This window comes from Streptococcus mitis (assembly GCF_946190285.1).
Classification (GTDB): Bacteria; Bacillota; Bacilli; order Lactobacillales; family Streptococcaceae; genus Streptococcus; species Streptococcus mitis_CP.
The window spans coordinates 675301-693226 of sequence record NZ_CAMHZX010000001.1; the positions used below are offsets into that span (position 1 = coordinate 675301).

General features: G+C 41.1%; 15 protein-coding genes and 1 pseudogene. 2 read left to right on the forward strand and 14 right to left on the reverse strand.

Annotated features, from left to right (window positions below):
* Positions 1-7: 7 nt before the first annotated feature.
* From N8L39_RS03295 to N8L39_RS03305, 3 genes are all read right to left on the reverse strand, one after another.
* Positions 8-235, reverse strand: coding sequence for a hypothetical protein (locus N8L39_RS03295; protein WP_000660081.1), 228 nt, complete (start codon positions 233-235; stop codon positions 8-10).
* 88 nt (positions 236-323) lie between these two features.
* Positions 324-704, reverse strand: coding sequence for a rhodanese-like domain-containing protein (locus tag N8L39_RS03300; RefSeq protein WP_000259256.1), 381 nt, complete (start codon positions 702-704; stop codon positions 324-326).
* A complete protein-coding gene (locus tag N8L39_RS03305) occupies positions 704-973 on the reverse strand; it encodes a YqgQ family protein (protein ID WP_000051787.1) in 270 nt (89 codons plus the stop codon). Before N8L39_RS03305 ends, N8L39_RS03300 begins: the two co-directional genes overlap by 1 nt.
* 63 nt (positions 974-1036) lie before the next feature.
* On the opposite strand from N8L39_RS03305, the gene N8L39_RS03310 reads away from it, so the two are divergent.
* On the forward strand, positions 1037-1945 hold the full coding sequence (locus N8L39_RS03310) for a LysR family transcriptional regulator (protein WP_001222592.1): 909 nt from the start codon (positions 1037-1039) through the stop codon (positions 1943-1945).
* 53 nt (positions 1946-1998) lie between these two features.
* Here N8L39_RS03310 and N8L39_RS03315 read toward each other — a convergent pair whose 3' ends face one another.
* Genes N8L39_RS03315 through miaA form a run of 5 tightly spaced genes read right to left on the reverse strand, consistent with a single transcriptional unit; the run spans position 1999 to position 6450 of the window.
* Positions 1999-2754 carry an SDR family NAD(P)-dependent oxidoreductase gene (locus tag N8L39_RS03315; RefSeq protein WP_261009697.1) on the reverse strand — a complete coding sequence of 252 codons (756 nt, stop codon included), beginning with the start codon at positions 2752-2754 and terminating at the stop codon, positions 1999-2001.
* A gap of 20 nt (positions 2755-2774) precedes the next feature.
* Positions 2775-3704, reverse strand: coding sequence for a ribonuclease Z (rnz, locus tag N8L39_RS03320; RefSeq protein ID WP_000354339.1), 930 nt, complete (start codon positions 3702-3704; stop codon positions 2775-2777).
* Positions 3705-3718: 14 nt separating this feature from the next.
* A complete protein-coding gene (locus N8L39_RS03325) occupies positions 3719-4342 on the reverse strand; it encodes a cystathionine beta-lyase (RefSeq protein WP_261009696.1) in 624 nt (207 codons plus the stop codon).
* A complete protein-coding gene (hflX, locus tag N8L39_RS03330) occupies positions 4335-5573 on the reverse strand; it encodes a GTPase HflX (protein WP_261009695.1) in 1239 nt (412 codons plus the stop codon). The genes N8L39_RS03325 and hflX overlap by 8 nt, the downstream gene beginning before the upstream one ends.
* On the reverse strand, positions 5566-6450 hold the full coding sequence (gene miaA / locus N8L39_RS03335) for a tRNA (adenosine(37)-N6)-dimethylallyltransferase MiaA (RefSeq protein WP_261009694.1): 885 nt from the start codon (positions 6448-6450) through the stop codon (positions 5566-5568). Before miaA ends, hflX begins: the two co-directional genes overlap by 8 nt.
* 120 nt (positions 6451-6570) lie before the next feature.
* On the opposite strand from miaA, the gene N8L39_RS03340 reads away from it, so the two are divergent.
* Positions 6571-6741 (forward strand): DUF3042 family protein, encoded by a 171-nt coding sequence (locus N8L39_RS03340; protein WP_001051780.1) that lies wholly within the window; start codon positions 6571-6573, stop codon positions 6739-6741.
* Positions 6742-6790: 49 nt separating this feature from the next.
* Here the strand turns inward: N8L39_RS03340 and N8L39_RS03345 are convergent, their stop codons facing one another.
* From N8L39_RS03345 to N8L39_RS03370, 6 genes and pseudogenes are all read right to left on the reverse strand, one after another.
* Positions 6791-7630 (reverse strand): thymidylate synthase, encoded by an 840-nt coding sequence (locus N8L39_RS03345; protein ID WP_261009693.1) that lies wholly within the window; start codon positions 7628-7630, stop codon positions 6791-6793.
* A 98-nt stretch (positions 7631-7728) separates the two neighbouring features.
* Positions 7729-8688: an ROK family glucokinase gene (locus N8L39_RS03350; protein WP_004256124.1), complete on the reverse strand. Its 960-nt coding sequence runs from the start codon at positions 8686-8688 to the stop codon at positions 7729-7731.
* A gap of 117 nt (positions 8689-8805) precedes the next feature.
* Positions 8806-9492: pseudogene (locus N8L39_RS03355) on the reverse strand (excalibur calcium-binding domain-containing protein); the annotation flags it as partial.
* 55 nt (positions 9493-9547) lie between these two features.
* Positions 9548-10165, reverse strand: a complete 618-nt coding sequence (locus N8L39_RS03360; protein WP_261009691.1) for an alpha/beta fold hydrolase — start codon at positions 10163-10165, stop codon at positions 9548-9550.
* The gene (pabB, locus tag N8L39_RS03365) at positions 10166-11887 is read right to left on the reverse strand and encodes an aminodeoxychorismate synthase component I (protein WP_261009690.1); all 1722 of its coding nucleotides are present in this window, start codon (positions 11885-11887) and stop codon (positions 10166-10168) included.
* 60 nt (positions 11888-11947) lie between these two features.
* Positions 11948-17926: a ZmpA/ZmpB/ZmpC family metallo-endopeptidase gene (locus tag N8L39_RS03370; protein WP_261009689.1), complete on the reverse strand. Its 5979-nt coding sequence runs from the start codon at positions 17924-17926 to the stop codon at positions 11948-11950.

A 17926-nucleotide genomic window follows, 5' to 3' on the forward strand; every position in this document is an offset into this window, starting at 1 on the left:
ACACTACTTAATTCATAAAAAGAATCAATCCTAAAACCCAATTAATTACGGAAACTACAATCCCTACAATAGCTATAATTTTTTCTGTTTTATAGTCTAGTCCAGATTCTTTTTGAAGTGAGTTAGCATACAATAAACTGGTAATACCTAAACCAATACCTCCCAACGGAAATAACAAACCAAGAATAATCGACAAGATGCCCACAAAAAGTGGATTTTTCTTCTTTTCTTTCATGTTCTAAGAACTCCTTAAATTTTATACAAATTAATTATACTATAAAACAATAGCTTCATCCTATCATTCGACTAATTTGGAAATAAGATTAGCTAGTCTTCACTTTCCCTTTCCAAGAATCCAAGCCATAAGAAAGGATATAAATCTCAGAAAAGCCTTGTTTTTTCAAGTAAAGAGCTGCATTTGTAACTCGTTGCGCACGTTGGTTTTCGTAGAGAAGGACAGGTTTGTCTTTACGCAGGGCTGCAAGACTAGTCTTCAACTGACTTGAAGGAATATTGCGGGCACCAAGGATATGTTTTCTGTGGAATTCTGCTGGATCACGCAAATCAATCAATTGACCTGTACGAATCAAGGCTTCAAATTCCTCATTGTCCACAATTTTAGCCGCACGGCGAATACGAAGATAGTTAAAGCCCATCCATGCCAACATTGCCAGTATAAGTGCCCACAAAATCCAAGTAACCATTAGTTCTTTTCTCCATTTTTCTCAATATAATCCAATTCTACCTTGTGCTCTCTGCGAAGAACCGCTTCTGCCTCTAGATAGTCTAATTTGTCCATCAATCCTGCATCGTAAATCCGAGAGAGTTCCAACTTCATCAGTTCAATATCATATAAGCGTTTTCCCATGTAAACAATGATACCAAATCGTTTGAGGAATTGCTGCACATCATAGAATGTTTTCATAAGACTCATTCTAGCAAAATTTTGTGTTTTTTTCAAGAAGAGACTCACACAAAGCTCCTGATTTTCCTATCTTCCTTGGCGATTCTGACGCAAGTGTGGTACAATAAAAACATGAGAATTCAACAATTACATTATATTATCAAGATCGTCGAAACAGGCTCCATGAATGAGGCAGCAAAGCAACTCTTTATCACTCAGCCGAGTCTTTCCAATGCTGTGAGAGATTTGGAAAATGAAATGGGGATTGAGATCTTTATCCGCAATCCCAAGGGTATCACCTTAACCCGTGATGGGATGGAGTTTCTCTCTTATGCCCGTCAGGTTGTCGAGCAAACTCAGCTTCTGGAGGAACGCTATAAAAATCCTGTCGCCCACCGTGAACTCTTTAGCGTTTCGTCTCAACACTATGCTTTTGTAGTCAATGCCTTTGTCTCTCTGCTCAAAAAAAGCGATATGGAAAAATACGAGCTCTTCCTTCGTGAAACTCGGACTTGGGAAATTATCGACGACGTCAAGAACTTCCGTAGTGAGGTCGGTGTCCTATTTTTGAACAGCTACAACCGTGATGTTTTAACCAAGATGCTGGATGACAATCACCTGCTGGCTCACCATCTCTTCACCGCCCAACCGCATATCTTTGTCAGCAAGACCAACCCTCTGGCAAAGAAAGACAAGGTGAAACTGTCTGATTTGGAAAATTTCCCTTACCTCAGCTATGACCAAGGGACGCACAACTCCTTCTACTTTTCAGAAGAAATTCTTTCTCAAGAACACCACAAGAAATCTATCGTAGTCAGCGACCGTGCTACCCTCTTTAATCTCTTGATTGGTTTGGATGGTTATACCATTGCGACAGGGATTTTGAACAGTAATCTCAATGGAGACAATATCGTTTCTATCCCACTGGATATTGATGATCCAATTGAGCTGGTCTATATCCAGCATGAAAAAACCAGCCTATCTAAGATGGGCGAACGCTTTATCGACTATCTACTAGAAGAAGTCCAGTTTGATAGTTGAGAAATGATAAGAACCAATATGTAGGCTAGCAACAACCTGCACATTGGTTCTTTTTACTTATAATTAAAAGTTTCCCCTGCCAGCTTATCAGCTAGCTTTGGAAAAAGAGTATAAAACTTATGGGCTAGGTTCAACAACATCGGGAGATTGAGTTCTCGTTTATTTTTTCCTATAATCTTGACAATCTTTTTAGCCACTGCATCTGGTTTCAACAGAAAGCGTTCAACCGACTTGAGATAGGTTCCATCTGGGTCGGCTTGGTCGAAAAATCCTGTTCGGATTGGACCTGGATTGACTGTTGTCACATAGATTCCATAGGGCATGAGTTCGAGGCGAAGAGCATTTGAAAACCCAATAGCTACAAACTTGGTAGCTGAGTAGAGACTGGACTTGCCAGTAGCAATCAAACCTGCCATGCTGACGATGTTGATGATATGGCCTTTTCGGCTTTCCTTCATACGAGCAGCAAGGCGACGAGACAGATTCATCAAAGCAAAGGTATTGACCTCGAACATCTGGTGAATATCTTGGTCAGAAATCTGGTCAAATTCCTCAAAAATCCCGTAGCCAGCGTTATTAATCAAAACATCAATCTTGCCATAGCGGAGATAGAGATCAGTTACCAGAGATTCTAAGGCTGAATCATCGGTAATGTCTATTTCAATCAATTCGGCATGGGGATGATTTCCGTAGAGTTGAGCTAATTTCGCTTTATTTCTACCAAGCAAGATGAGCTGGTCTTCTGGTAAAAGTTTGACCATTTCTTGGGCTAGACCTCCTCTAGCTCCGGTAATCAGAATAGTACGCATACTTATCCTTTCTCAATCTGTTAGATTTCCACTTCTTCCAAGTCTTTGACCACATGGACATTTTCAAAGACACTAGCAGCGTCTTTCTTGAGTTTGCTGATATCTTTTGAGAGGAAACGGGCACTGATATGGTTGAGCAGGAGTCGTTTGGCACCTGCTTCTACTGCGACCTCCGCTGCCTGCATATTAGTTGAGTGGCCATGATTACGGGCGATTTTTTCATCGCCCTTGCCATAAGTGGACTCATGAACCAAGACATCGGCATTGACAGCCAGACGAACACTGGCATCCGTTTTTCTAGTGTCTCCTAAAATAGTGATAATTTTACCTGGACGTGGAGCTGAGATATAGTCTGCTGCCTTGATTTCAGTCCCATCTTCGAGAACTACGTCCTGACCATTTTTGATTTTTCCAAAAAGTGGGCCAAATGGGACGCCAGCAGCCTTGAGCTTTTCAGCATCCAAGGTACCTTCTAGGTCCTTTTGCATGACACGATAGCCAACGCAGAAAATAGTGTGGTCCAACTCCTCTGCATACACCGTGAATTTATCGGTCTCAAGGATTTTTCCTAGAGAATCTTGGTCAAACTCATGAAAATGAATACGGTAGGGTAAACGAGAACCTGACACACGAAGACTGGTTAAGACAAATGACTTGATCCCTTGAGGTCCATAGATTTCCAAATCTGTCTGCTCTTCATTGGCTTGAAATGCACGGCTAGAAAGGAATCCTGGCAGGCCAAATATGTGGTCTCCATGCAGGTGAGTGATAAAGATTTTGCTGACCTTGCGTGGTCGAATTGTGGTTTCCAGAATGCGATTTTGTGTTCCTTCTCCACAGTCAAAGAGCCAAACTTCGTTAATCTCATCCAAAAGTTTCAGGGCGAGACTTGAAACGTTGCGGGCTTTAGAGGGCTGACCAGCCCCTGTTCCTAAAAATTGAATATCCATTCGATACTTTCTAATTAATCAATATATAACATGGCCGTGCGATTTTCCGATCGGAAATAGCGCTTGCCAGAAAAAGCAGCAGCTTCTTGCAGTAAATCCTCTTGGCTGTAGCCTTTGAGACGTTTACGACCATCCGCCAAGTTTTCCAAATCAGTCAAAGCTGTAAGACTCTCCACGCTAACAACTTCCTCGTCCCCGACAGCCTTCATGTAAATCTTGCCAGACTCCTCAAAGACTAGCTGATGTGGGAAAATTTGCGCAATTTCAAAAAGCAAGTCTTCTGAAATAATCTCTTTATTTTCAGAGAAAATTCGACCCAGACCCTCGCTCTCATAGCAAAAACCAAAGGATTTACCAGATAGGTTAAGACGAATAAAAGGCTTGTTTTCGAGAGTGAAACTTGGCTCAGCATTGTAGAGATTCAGTTCCTGACTAAGTTCTGCAAAATAATCCGTCGCAGCCTCAGGACTTTTTTTCTGGTAGAGTTCTGCAAAATAGGCATTGACAACGCTGGGCGGAGGTGTGATAAGTGCCAACTGCTCCTGCTTTGTTTTACCAGCTAGAAGTTGATCCAGATAGACCTTATCCAGACTTGTATAGCCCCCATATTTTAGAGCCAAGGTTTTGATATCAGTCATAAAATTCTTCTAACCTCCATTTATTTTTCTCGGAAATGTAGCCTGTAATAACTTCTCCATCATCTTGGTAGTCACGATCTTCCAGAATCGCTACACTTTCCAAATCATGAATCTTGTAGGATTTTGAAAAAGGCACGCGCAGGGTAAAGGCTTCAAAAATCTCCTTGATTTTCTCTAAAAACAAAGCCTGCAAGTTTTCACGACTATCCTCAGACTTTGCAGAAATGAGGGCGTATGGCGTTTGGGTAGGCGTGAAATTCTCCACCAAATCCGCCTTATTATAAAGAGTCAGTCGAGGAATATCTTCCATATCCAAGTCTTTCATAATGGACAGGACTGTTTTTTCATGCTCCTCGTGGTAAGGATTGCTGGCATCGATAACATGAACCAGAAGGTCTACATGCTTGCTTTCTTCCAAGGTTGACTTGAAACTAGACACCAACTCTGTCGGCAAATCTTGGATAAAGCCAACAGTATCAGTTAAAGTCACTTGGAGGTTTCCCCCCAGGTGGATACTCTTAGTCGTTGCATCTAGAGTCGCAAAGAGTTCGTCCGCTTCATACTGAGTCTTACTGGTCAAGGTGTTCATGATGGTTGATTTTCCAGCATTGGTGTAACCAATCAAACCAATCTTAAAGGTGCTTGACTCCAGACGTTTTTCTCTGACAGTCGCCCGATTTTTCTCAACCACCTTGAGCTGGCGCTCGATATCCGTGATTTGATTGCGAACGCTACGACGGTTCAGCTCCAGCTGACTTTCACCAGGTCCACGGGAACCAATTCCCCCTGCCTGACGGCTGAGCATAATTCCCTGACCAACCAAGCGGGGCAAGAGATATTTTAGCTGGGCTAGGTGGACTTGGAGTTTCCCTTCATGGCTTCGAGCTCGCATGGCAAAGATATCCAAAATCAACTGCATACGGTCAATGACCTTAACACTGAGAACTTCTTCTAGATTGACATTTTGCCTTGGGGTCAGACGGTTGTTGACGATGACAGTGGTGATTTCTTCTGCATCCACCATGAGCGCAATCTCTTCCAACTTACCAGAGCCGACGAAGGTCTTGGAATCATATTTTTCACGTTTTTGTCTGTAGATATCTACAACGACTGCCCCAGCTGTCTTAGCTAGACTGGCCAATTCTTTCATGGAGAGGTCAAAATTGTCCATGCCCTGCAATTCCACACCAATCAGCAGGACTCGCTCCTCTTTTTTCTCCGTTTCAATCATCTAAAAACTCCTCTATCTGGCTTAAAATGCAATCTTTTACACCAGTTTCTCCAATCTGATAAAAGGCGACCTGCATACGATTACGGAACCAGGTCAACTGACGCTTGGCAAAACGACGAGTCGCCTGTTTGAGACTCTCACTGACTTCTTCCAAGGTCTGCTCTCCACGGAAGTAAGGAAAGAGTTCCTTGTATCCAATCCCTTTAGCAGCCTGCACATCTGGATAATGGTCAAAAAGCCATTTGGCTTCATCCAAAAGCCCAGCCTCGAACATCAAATCCACTCGGTGGTTGATGCGTTCATAAAGCTGACTGCGTTCATCATCCAAGCAGATAATCAGTGGTTCATACAAGGTCTCTTGATTTTCCAAATCCTGACCAAAATGGGCAATTTCCAAGGCACGCATAGCACGACGACGATTAAACTGGGGAATCTCAAGGTCTGCTTGCTCCACCAAATGGGCTAATTCCTCATCTGTATAAGGATCCAAACTAGCCCGATAGGCCAAAATTTCCTCATGAGGAGTCTCCCCACCCAGGTGGTAGCCTTCAAGCAAGCTCTGGATATAAAGCCCAGTCCCACCGGCGATAATGGCTAGCTTGCCACGGCTGTGAATATCCTCAATAGCCATCTTAGCTTCTGAAACAAAATCAAAAGCCGAGTAAGACTCGGTTACCTCTCTAACATCGATTAAATGATGGGGAACAGCTGCCTGCTCTTCTTGACTAGCTTTGGCCGTCCCAATATCAAGTCCTCGATAGACTTGTTGGCTATCTCCACTAACCACTTCGCCATTAAAACGCTTGGCCACTTCAATAGCAAGAGCTGTTTTTCCAACAGCAGTCGGTCCAACAATCACAATTATTTTTGTTTTCATCTTTTTTCCTTGAAAAATTCCCATTTTTTCGTTACTATTATTATAACACAAAAAGGTCAGTCAGAAAAATGTGACCTCTTGAGGAGGCTGGCTGGTATAGAATATAAAGGAGGAAGACTCATGGCTAAAGGATTCGCTAAAGGTCTTGTAACAGGTGTCGCAGGAACTGTCGCTGCAGTTGCAGGTGCAGTATACGCATTTAAAAAGAAAGTGATCGAACCAGAAGAGCAAAAAGCAGCTTTCATCGAAGAAAACCGTAAAAAAGCAGCTCGCCGCCGCGTATCACGTTAAGAACAAAAGAAGTTGGGATTCATTGTCTCAACTTCTTTTTTCTATTCTTTTAAATAGCTAGGTCAAACTTCAACTGTGGCTTGACAGGGTCATAATCCACCAACTCAAAATCTTCTGCTTTGATATCAAAGAAATTGGTCCCATCTGGTACATTCAAGACCAAACGAGGTTGGCAGTTTGACGGCTCACGACGAAGCAATTCCTGAGCTTGTTCAAATTGATTGTCATAGATATGGAGGTTGTTGATAAAGTAGAAGAACTTTCCAACCTTCCAGCCAAAATGCTTGGCAATCATCATTTGAAGAGCCACATACTGCATAGCATTGATGTGGTGGGCCACCAACATGTCATTCGAACGCTGGGTCAAGGTCGCATCCAGATAGATTTCCCCATCTACACGGCGGACATCAAACATGGTCTGAAAGGCACATGGAAGGAGGCCCTCTGTCTCCTCAAAAGCTTGGTAATCCCAAAGGGAGATGATGTTTCGGCGGTTCCAAGGGTTGGCTTCCAACTGTTTGAGAAGCTTATTGATAATATCGTGTTTCTTAACAACGGCACCATAGCGCTCACCAATGGTTCCTGTATCTCCCACTTCCCAGTCATTCCAGTAGTGAACATTGTACTTGTCATTGAGAACTTCTAGGCTATTAGACTGGTCTTGGTAAATCCAGAGCACTTCCTTGATGGCGGATTTAATAGCGATAGGACGCAAGGTTGTGATAGGAAATTCCCCTTTTGCCAAGTCATACTCTGCAAAGGCACCCGTTACGTATTTGGAGTTGGCAACTGTCCCATCCTTGTACTTGGGACGGGCTTGTTCAGAAAAGACACCGTCTTTGAGGATTCGTTCAATATTCTCTTTAAAAATCGTATCTGCTTTTGTCATTCTCTCTCACCTCATTTATTGTCCTAACTAGTATAGCATAAAAAAAGAAAGGAGGAAAATCACTCGCTTCTGGAAAGCAATTTTCTCCTTTTTCTATCTTATTGCAATACAAGTGATGCTGCTCCGATAACTCCAGCGTCATTTCCTAGAGTTGCAAGAGCTAATTTAGTAGTTGTGCGTACTTGTGGGAAGGTATTTTCATCGTAGACTTTTTGAACACCTTGTAGAAGGAATTCTCCTGCAGCTGACACACCACCACCGATGACGATTGTTGATGGGTTTAGGATTGAGCCAATGTTAGCACAAGCGATTCCCAAGTAACGTGAGAAGTTACGGTAAACGATCAAAGCAAGGTCGTCTCCTTCTTTTGCCAAATCAAAGACAGTCTTAGCAGTTACTTCTTCTCCGTTATCAATCAAACGTTTCAAGGCTGCATCGCCTTCGTATTCATCGGCATAACGACGAGTCAAGTTGACAATTCCTGTTGCTGAAGCAACTGTCTCAAGGCAACCTTTCTTACCGCAGGTACATGCGATTGGTTGGTCAAAGTCAACAGTGATGTGGCCAAGCTCACCTGCTGCACCAGCAACACCGTGAAGCAATTTACCTTCTGCAACGATACCGCCACCAACACCAGTTCCGAGTGTCATAAAGACAACATCTGGTTGGTTATCACCAGCACCCATCCAGCGCTCACCGAGAGCGGCCACGTTGGCATCATTATCGATGAAAAACGGAATGCCCAAGGCTTTTTCAATCTTTTCTTTAATTGGTTGAAGGGTTTTCCAGTTGAGGTTGTAGGCACCAATAACAGTCCCTTTTTCACGGTCAACCACACCTGGTGATCCCATCCCAATTCCTTGGAAGTCCGCTGCTGCCAATCCAAGCAAGTCCAAACGATGCTGAATAGACTCAATCATATCATCTACAATGTGGCTTCCTTCATCCAAAATATTTGTCTTGATAGACCATTTTTCTTGGATTTCTCCCTCTTGAGTTAAAATTGCAAATTTGATAGAAGTTCCACCAAGGTCAATCCCAATAATCTTTTGACTCATTATATTCTCCTTTTTAATTATGAATTAATTGAAAATGCTTACAGTACTAGTATAACAAAATTCACTCATTTATGCAAAGGTTTGCATTAACTTTCTAGATTTTATCCTTACTTATGGTTTCCAGAGACCTGAAGCATCTACATAATAACGGCCTCCATCAACTCGCTCATTTTTAGCCATTTTACCATCTGATTTCAAATAGTAGTTTTCTTGCCATGCATTGCGAGCATAAGAACCATCTGATTTCAAGTAATACCAGGCTTGGTAAGAAGAGTCATAAACCCACTCACCTTGTGCCATTTTACCGTTTGATTTAAGGTAATAATCTCCTTGCCATGCATTTTTTGCATAAGAACCATCTGATTTCAAATAATACCAAGCTTGATAAGAAGAGTCATAAATCCATTCGCTCTGTGCCATTTGACCATCAGCTTTCAGGTAATAGCTTCCCTGCCAAGCATTTTTCACTGGATTTCCATTTCCGTCAAAATAATACCAAGCGCCGTCCTGCTTAACCCAACCACTTGCTGTTGCTGAACTTGTGTCGGTTTGAGTTGTAGCCGCTTGTTTTGCTTTAAAAGCACCCTTAGGGGCATTTTTCAATTCGCAAGCCACACCATCATGATCGCGGTCTAACTTGGCAGAATAACCAGGTTCTCCCTCGTGAATATCCGAGTATCCATTCGCCCAAGCTTCTTTACAACTAGAAAAATGAATGTTTTCTTCTGCTAACACAGGTTGTGAAAACAAAGCCAAAACTGGCAATGTTACCAGACTCATTTTTAAAAATAGACGTTTATTCATTTCTTTCTCCTATAACGATGTTATCGATTTCACTATTATTATTATTTTATCAAACTTATTTCAGCAATTCAAGGAAAGGTTTAATCTGTTCAGCAAACTCTTTTGGTTTGGCTCTATTCAAGACATGAGGACCGTCTGGTATAATCTGAAATTGAGATTCTGATATTAGTTTATGAAGACTTCTCATAGAACTAAGATTCGGTTTATCTTTGCTGCCACAAATTAGTAAGGTTGGATAGGGGCAAATCCCTGCTATATCCGTTAAATCAAGTGTCTTCAATTCTTTGGAAATACCTATTATAAAAGTCTTGTCTGCCCCCTGTTTTTCAAATACCCTTTTGGGAAGTAGTTTAAAAATCAGCAACTGAAGATAAAATAGGATATTACCGGACAGTTTAAGTGGACATCCTGATAGAACCAAAGCTCGGAGATTTGGTAAATCATAACTGGAAAGTTCTAGTGCCAGGGCAGCACCTAAGGACAAGCCGATCAAAATAAAAGGTTCTGTCTCTTGAGCTAGATGCTGATAAACTCGCTCCTTAGCTTTTTGATAGCTACTAACTCCAGAAGGAAATAAGTCGATAGCCTCAGAAGGATAATCTGTCAGTAGATTCCGAACTTCTTTCCAACTCTCTGCTGACTGCCCTAAACCGTGTAAAAATACCAGTTTCATCTAGTTCTCCTCTAGGCTTAATTCATACAAGCCTCTCACTGCATTACAGCCGTAAACAGCTTCTACTTGGGCTAAGTCTGCCAAGGTCAAGACTTTCTCTTCTACTTGTCCTCTTCCTAGCAAATGCTGACGGTAAATTCCTGGTAAGATGCCAAGTCGGACTGGCGGTGTGTAGAGTTTGCCATCCATTTTCAGAACCAAATTTCCTATAGATGTTTCAAGAAGTTCTCCTGACTTATTGTAGTAAATCTTCTCTTGTTCCCCTAGGCTCAAATGCGGTCGGTGAGTCGTTTTGAAGTAGGTAAATGATTGATCCAAATCCGCTTCCTGAAGGCAAAGTTTGGCCTGACAAAAACTTGGACTAAGAGGTGTTAATACTTGGCGATCTACTTCTATCTCTCCAGACTTGTCTAGAGAAATTCGCAAGCGGTAGTCTTGATCAATGTCACAGGACTGACACTCTTCCTCTATCTTTTGTCTTAAGTCTTCTGCATCATAAGGAAAGGCAAAATATCGACTAGCTTTTCTCAATCTTTCCAGATGTTGTTCCTCAAACAGCAAGTTCTTCTGGCTGATTTTTCCAGTAGTAATCAGCTGAAAACGAGCTTGTTTACGATAGAGAACAGCTGCCTTTTGATGAACTTCACGGTATTCAGATTCCCAAGTACTATCCCATGTAATACCTCCGCCAACTCCATAGATGGCTTTTTCTTTATGCAGTTGAATGGTCCGAATAGCAACATTAAAAATTCGTCGTCCATTTGGAAGCAGGAGACCAATGGTTCCACAGTAGACTCCGCGCGGTTGTGGCTCCAAGTCCTTTATAATCTCCATAGTCGCAATTTTGGGAGCTCCCGTTATGGAACCACAAGGAAAGAGAGAACGGAATATTTCAACAAGGTCAACATCCTCTCGCAACCGACTCTTGATGGTCGAAGTCATCTGCCAGACAGTCGAATATTGCTCCACTTGACACAAACGCTCCACATGCTCACTTCCCACTTTAGAAATTCGGTTCATATCGTTGCGCAAGAGGTCCACAATCATCATATTTTCAGAGCGATTTTTGGGGTCTTGTTCCAACCAACTGGCCTGCTCCAAGTCTTCTTGGTCAGTCATGCCACGCTGAGTCGTTCCCTTCATTGGTCGCGTTGTCAACTCGCGGCCATTTTGCTCAAAAAAGAGCTCTGGGCTCATGGAAATCACTGCCATCTCATCATGTTCAACATAAGCATTGTAGCCTGCCTCCTGCTCTACCACCATACGATTGTAGATGGCAAACGAATTGGCGCTTAAATCTTGCTTGAGTTGGACGGTGTAGTTGACCTGATAGGTGTCTCCCTGCCGCAAATGATGGTGAATCTGAGCAATCGCCTTTTCATAATCCTCTGCAGAAGTTACTTCCTGCCAGTTTGATGGCAAATCAACCTCATCATAAGCCAGAGGAATAGGGGAAGTTTCTACGCTATCATGAACGGTAAAATATAGCAGATACTCTGCCAGTAAAGGAGCTTTATGAACTGCTAATTTCTCCTCAAAAGCAGGTGCAGCCTCGTAGCTGACATAGCCCACCACATAATATCCTTGCTCTTGGTAGCTTTCCACTTGTGCCAGCAAATCTGCCACTTCTGCTACATCTCTCGTTTTTAACTCTTTAATCGGCTGGGTAAAGATGTATCTCTCTCCCAAAGCCCTAAAATCAATCACTGTTTTTCTATGCATACCTTAAGTATAGCACAAAATAAGAAAACCCTCATCCGCAAAGCAGATGAGAGATTTCAATTATTTAAAGATTGAAGTTTTAAAGCTATTTGTTTGTTGAAGAAGTTTCTTGAAGATTTTCTCTTTAAGGGAAACAGTATTATCAAATTTAACTGATCCGTTACTTAAAGTAGATTTATCTTTTTCAACAACTTCAGCAAACGCACGTTTTAAGTCATCGTAGCTACTGTATGTAGTACCATCGATTGTAACTGGGTTAAATCCTGCTTTCGCTTTATCAACAACTTCTTTGAAGTATTCTTTCTTCCAATCTTCTAGAGTATTAAATTTACCATCAGAAACTTTCTTAATGATAAAGTCATCACCTAGGGTAGCATGACCTGCTTGTTTAGACTCATTTTTCAGCATGTTAGAAGCGTAGTTTAAGAATCCTTTTTCATATCCAAAGTAACCCCACATACGGAAGGTGTTATGTTTGAATGACATTGCTCCTGGAGCTCCTTCACTCGTATTACCACCATAGATACCAGCTGTAATTGGTACAGTTACATAGGCAGAGCCAAATCCAGTTGGATCATACTGACCATTACCAGGACCGTGTTTGGTCATGAAGTTTTTCTCTACTAAGTCGTTAACAGATGTTAAATTATATTCTTTTTCTTCTGTATTTAAATCTCTAACGTTATCGTATTGGTTCTTTGTATTAGCTCCACGAAGTTTCTTATCTACTTTCTTGAACCAAGCGTTGTTTAGTTCTTTACTGCCTTTATCAATGACAGCTTCTCCTTCAAGGTAATCAAGAAGCATGAGGGTATCATTGAAACCTTTCATGTAATGATCGATTTCAGCGCGAGAAGTAAGGTCATTTGGATTTGTGTTGTACCATTGATTTCCATCGTTTGGACGTTCGTAGGCCATGTTCAATCCTAGTGCTTTAAAGTCACCGTTTGGACTTGTTTCAGCAGGTGATTGTAACATACCTTGTGCGAACGCCTCTAGGTCAGTACCTTCACGGTGTCTTGAACCACCTAGGTAAACCATGCGGTCATTTACGTGAGTCGTTTCGTGAGTGAAGGCTGAGATACCAAAGTCACTAATCATATCAGTAACCATGAAGAAGACTGAATCATCCTTGTAAGGGTTACCGTAAATACGAGCTACAGCTCCCATGCGCCAGTCAGTTGCATGATAACGACCTGTTGGTCCATATAATTCACGTACTGGCGCAACATCTTTACCACTAGCAGTATGTCCGTATTTATCTGTGCTGATTCCTTTATAGTTTTGGTTATCTAACACAGGAGTTGGTACCATGTTGTTGCTCTTAAGTAGTTGATTACGAACTTTATCTAATGATAGACGAGACCAGAAGTCTAGGTAATTTTGTTGACCTTTTGCTACTTTATCGATTTCAGCTTTGAATGCTTCGCGTTCTTCTGCAGTATTCTTACCGTATTTTTCAAAGGAACTGTATGCCATAGTGTTATATGTTGAGATTAAGAACATATGTGCATCTTTTAAATTCAAAAGTGGCAGAATCATCTTACCATGCATGTCGTTGTTTAATCCCTCGTAGGCTCTGTGTTTCTTATCAGCAAATTCAGGAGTTGTTGTTTTAGGTTCAACGATATATACATTATCTTTAGTTGCTTTTATGAACCAATCATTTAAGTCTGTATCACTTGTGAAGAGACGCATGTTATAGTCTAAGAAACTATTCAACTCGCCTATACCGATAACTCCACCGATCGTTTCGCGATAAGCTTCTAAAGTTCTATCACCTTTAATGTTACTTTCTTTCGAACCAACCTTAATCAAGAAGTCTAACACACCAACATTCTTACCGTAGAAGTCAGGTTTGAATAGCATTAATTCTTTAATATTAAAGTCATCGAATTTAACTCCGTAGTATCGGTTGAGGTAAGACAAACCAAGAAGAACTGCGGCCTTATTGTCATCGATTTTCTTAATCAAGGCACGTTTTGCAGCTTCATCTGTGTTCAGTTGATGATCTTCATTTTCTACTAACTTCGTAACGAATTGAGTAAGATTATCTTTAACATACTTGAAGCTTTCTTCTAGGTACAAGTCCTTAATTGCATTGACTTTGTTAGGACCAGTTCTACCCAAGTGTTGGTAAATCGGGTCAGATTGCAATTCAACAGGGCTTAATTTGCTTTCAATAGCACTGATTAAGTCAGCACGATCTTTAACAACAATATTTGGTGTGTAAACAACTTCACCAAGCTCAGTGACACTGTATTCTTTCACTTGTTTAACTTTAGATTCTTTCTGTGAAATTGTAAAGATGTCTTTTGTCTTATCTGCGTAGTGAACCAAAATATGGTCAGCATCTGTAAGGTCTGTGACAAAGTCATTGCCTTTCATCGCCGTTACAGACAAGACTTCTTTCGTTAATAAATTTGATCCAGCTGGAATCTTGTTCCCTTGGTTGACAATCCATTCTTTATTGTAGAATGGTTGAAGTTTTTCGATGTTACGGTAAGCAAGCTCACGGTCTGCATTGTAATCTTGAGTATCTTTGTAAGTATCAGCTTTTGGTTTGACTAGGTTCAGTTTATTTGTAACTGGATCATTAATCGTATACTCATGAGCAGTAATACCCATATTAGCAAATTTCGCTAAAGCATCTGCTTCTGAAATACCTTTAATTTGCTTAGACTTTTTATATGATGATAAACCTGTTGCAACATCCGTTACATAGAAGTTATTCTTGAAGTTATCAAATCCAAAGTATGAATCCCCTGTATCTACTGAGCTTGCTCCGTACATGATTTCACCATTGGTTACTTTCATCATACTTACGTTATTTTCTACCCAACCCCAGTCATAGTTTTCATGGATCAACCCACCACTTTGACCATGGTTTTTAAGAGTCATCGTACCTTTAATAAATGAATTCTTCAATCGACCACGTTGCTTGAAGTCATTTGGATTTCCACCATGGTTAACCTTAGCGACAAGTCCACCAACCTTAGCATTATTAGCGACAATATTTCCATCGAAATAAACGCTATCCGTGTTACTTCTCCAGCTTTCGCTAACAAGTCCACCAGACCACCAGCCTTTATCACCAACACTTGTAACATTCCCAACAAAGGCGACATTACGCATATCTGCTTCATCCAGTTTGTTGACCATACCCGTAACGTCATTATTTCCCACTACATTACCAGTTACTTTAATGTTTTCAATGGTTGATTTTTTAAACATCTCACCAAGAGGAGCCACTTTATTTTCTCCTGGCAAGTTAATATTAACATTACCGAGATTAATATCATGCACATGCGCATTTTCAACTCTAGCAAATAGTGGACGTTCAAGGTTATGAATTGTAAATCTTCCGCCATCATTACTTAGTAATTTACCTTTGAATGTTGAAGTTACGTAAGATTTACCATTCCCTTTTACATTTGCTGCATTCAAGTCTGCACCAAGTTTGAACTCACCCGTTGGATTAGCTTGCATATCTTTTACAAGCTCGTTGAAGTTGTAGTAAACTTTACCTTCTTTTGATTTTTGTTTTTCAAAATAATGAACATACTCTTCACTTAGTGTATCATCAGCTCTACGTTGAACTAAGTCTGGTGCTTTTGCTACCACTTTGTACAATGTTTTTCCATCAACAACAACTTCTTCAACAGAACTTACCGCAAGTCTTGTTGTTTTGTTATCATGAGTTGTCACTCGTAAATAAAGCGGAGCAACATCAGCTGGTTTTTCTGTCAGCAAACTAGTGTCTGTTTCGTTACCATCAGCGTCCACACTCATCAAGCTTGTTTCTTTGATGTTTTTGATTTCAACTTTTTTGAGGTCAATTCTTAGAGGTTCTTCCTTAAGAACTTCTTCCTCATCACCCTCACCACGGTCATAAACCATCTTCGTTTCAAGTTTATAATCCTTGTAGTACTGCAAATCTGTCAGGGTAGTTGTCAAGTCGTCTGGTGAAACATTCAAGGTTTTGATAATTTCATCACCTTTTTTCAGAGTTAAGATAATAGATTTAATGGCTGCCTTACTTGGATTTTCTAGACTATACTTAACATCTGAAGTCCGTTTCAAATCCTTAGGCTCAACTGCTGTGATAGTCAATACTGGTTTGTCAAAGCTCTTGGTACCACGTTTCAAAATTTTGTCTTGAGGTGCCTCAAGGATTTCCTCTGTAACTTTTGGAGCGTCCTCTGTTTTAACTCCCTTAATGGTATTAAAGGTCTTGGTGATTTTTTTCTGGCCTTCTTTTCCTTCTTGAGCTACAACTTCTAAGCCTTTTTTCAGTTGGTCATCTTCTTTAACAACTTCCTTAAATGGAATCTTTTCAAGACTTTCTTCTACAAGAGTTCCTTCAATTGGTTTTGTCCCACGACTTACCTGTTGATTTACAGGCTCCTTGGTAACTTCTGTGCTAGTTGAAAGAACTTGGTCAGTTTTAACACCTTCTACTGTTTTATAAGTTGTTTTAGTAACTTGACTACCTTTTTCACCATTTCTTATGACAGTTTCTTCGTCCGTATACTTGGTTGGATCCTCTGTCGTTTCAGTTTTGTAGTCTAGGTCTGTAGTCAATGTTTCAACAAGGGTTCCCTCAGTTACTTTATACTCAGGTAACTGTTCTTGTACAAGGGCTTGTCCTGCTTTACCTTCCTCTTGTGTACCTTTTACTTCAACTGGAGCTTCTGGCAATTCTGGCTGTGTTAGAGCTTGTCCTGCCTTACCTTCCTCTTGAGTTCCTTTTGCTTCTACTGGAGCCTCTGGCAATTCTGGTTGTGTTAAGGATTGACCTGCTTTACCTTCTTCTTGGGTTCCTTTTGTTTCAACTGGAGCCTCTGGCAATTCTGGTTGCGTTAAGGATTGTCCTGCTCCACCTTCTTCTTGGGTGCCCTTTGTTTCAACTGGAGCCTCTGGTAATTCTGCTTGTGTTAAGGATTGTCCTGTCTTACCTTCTTCTTGTGTACCTTTAGCTACTTGGTGAGTTGGTTCAGCTTGTGGTACTGGAGTTGGAGCAGGTTGCTCAACTTTCTTAGTTCCGACTGCAATGACTTGCGAAACAGGATTTTGGACTACTTGGTCTTGGATGACTTCTCTAACTTCTTGACCGTTGACCATCGATACTTTAGTTACAAGACGACGCTGACCATTTACTCCGGCTGCGACGATACGAGTCTGTCCTTCTGCTAGATTCGCATCTGGACTTGTGACTGTTTCAAAAGGAATCTCTACCAAGCTCTCTTCCTGTCTTGTCTGAGGCTTCTCAGAAACTGGTTTTGCTTCAACCGCAGGAGCAACTGGAGTCTCTACTACAGGATTCTCAACGATAGTTTCTGGAGCAACAGCAGGTCTTTCTTGAACGACTTCAGTTTTCTCATTTTCTTTTGAACTTTTCTTTTCCACTGGCAACTGAGGCTTTTCTGCCGAAGCTGGTATTGATGGATGGAGTTCCGCTTCCTTAAAGTAGCCAATATACTCATAGCCATCAATGTGGATAATCCCTTCAGCCAAGCCCTCATGTGTAGTGGCTGAAATAGTTTGGTTATAAGAAAGCAATTCTTTATTTTCAAATGCGAATGTCCCATAAGGTACAAAGGTGCTGGCTCCTAAAGAACCAATCAAGAGAACACCTAGAACTTCTCTACGACCTTTTTTAGACACCAAAAAGACTGCTAGAGAAGCCGTTGCCAAGCCAAGACCTGCCAAAGCTAGTTCCTTACTTCCTGTATAAGGAAGTTGTTGACTGTTAGTTGCCTTCTTACGATAAACTACATAAAGAATATCATCATCTTGAAATTCTGTAGGAACTTCATGGTGAATCAGGGCTTTTTCAGACTCGGTCAATTCCTGCTCCGCCAAATAACGGTAATGAACACTATGAGCACCGCCGACTTCATTGGCTTGAATCTTATCTACTGAAAGGGTACTGGCACCAAAAAGGAAGGCCCCGATGGCTACAGGACCTACCCCAACAGTTAGCTTACGAATGGAATATTTGGTGATTTTTTCTAGTTGTTGTTTTGTTTTTTTCAT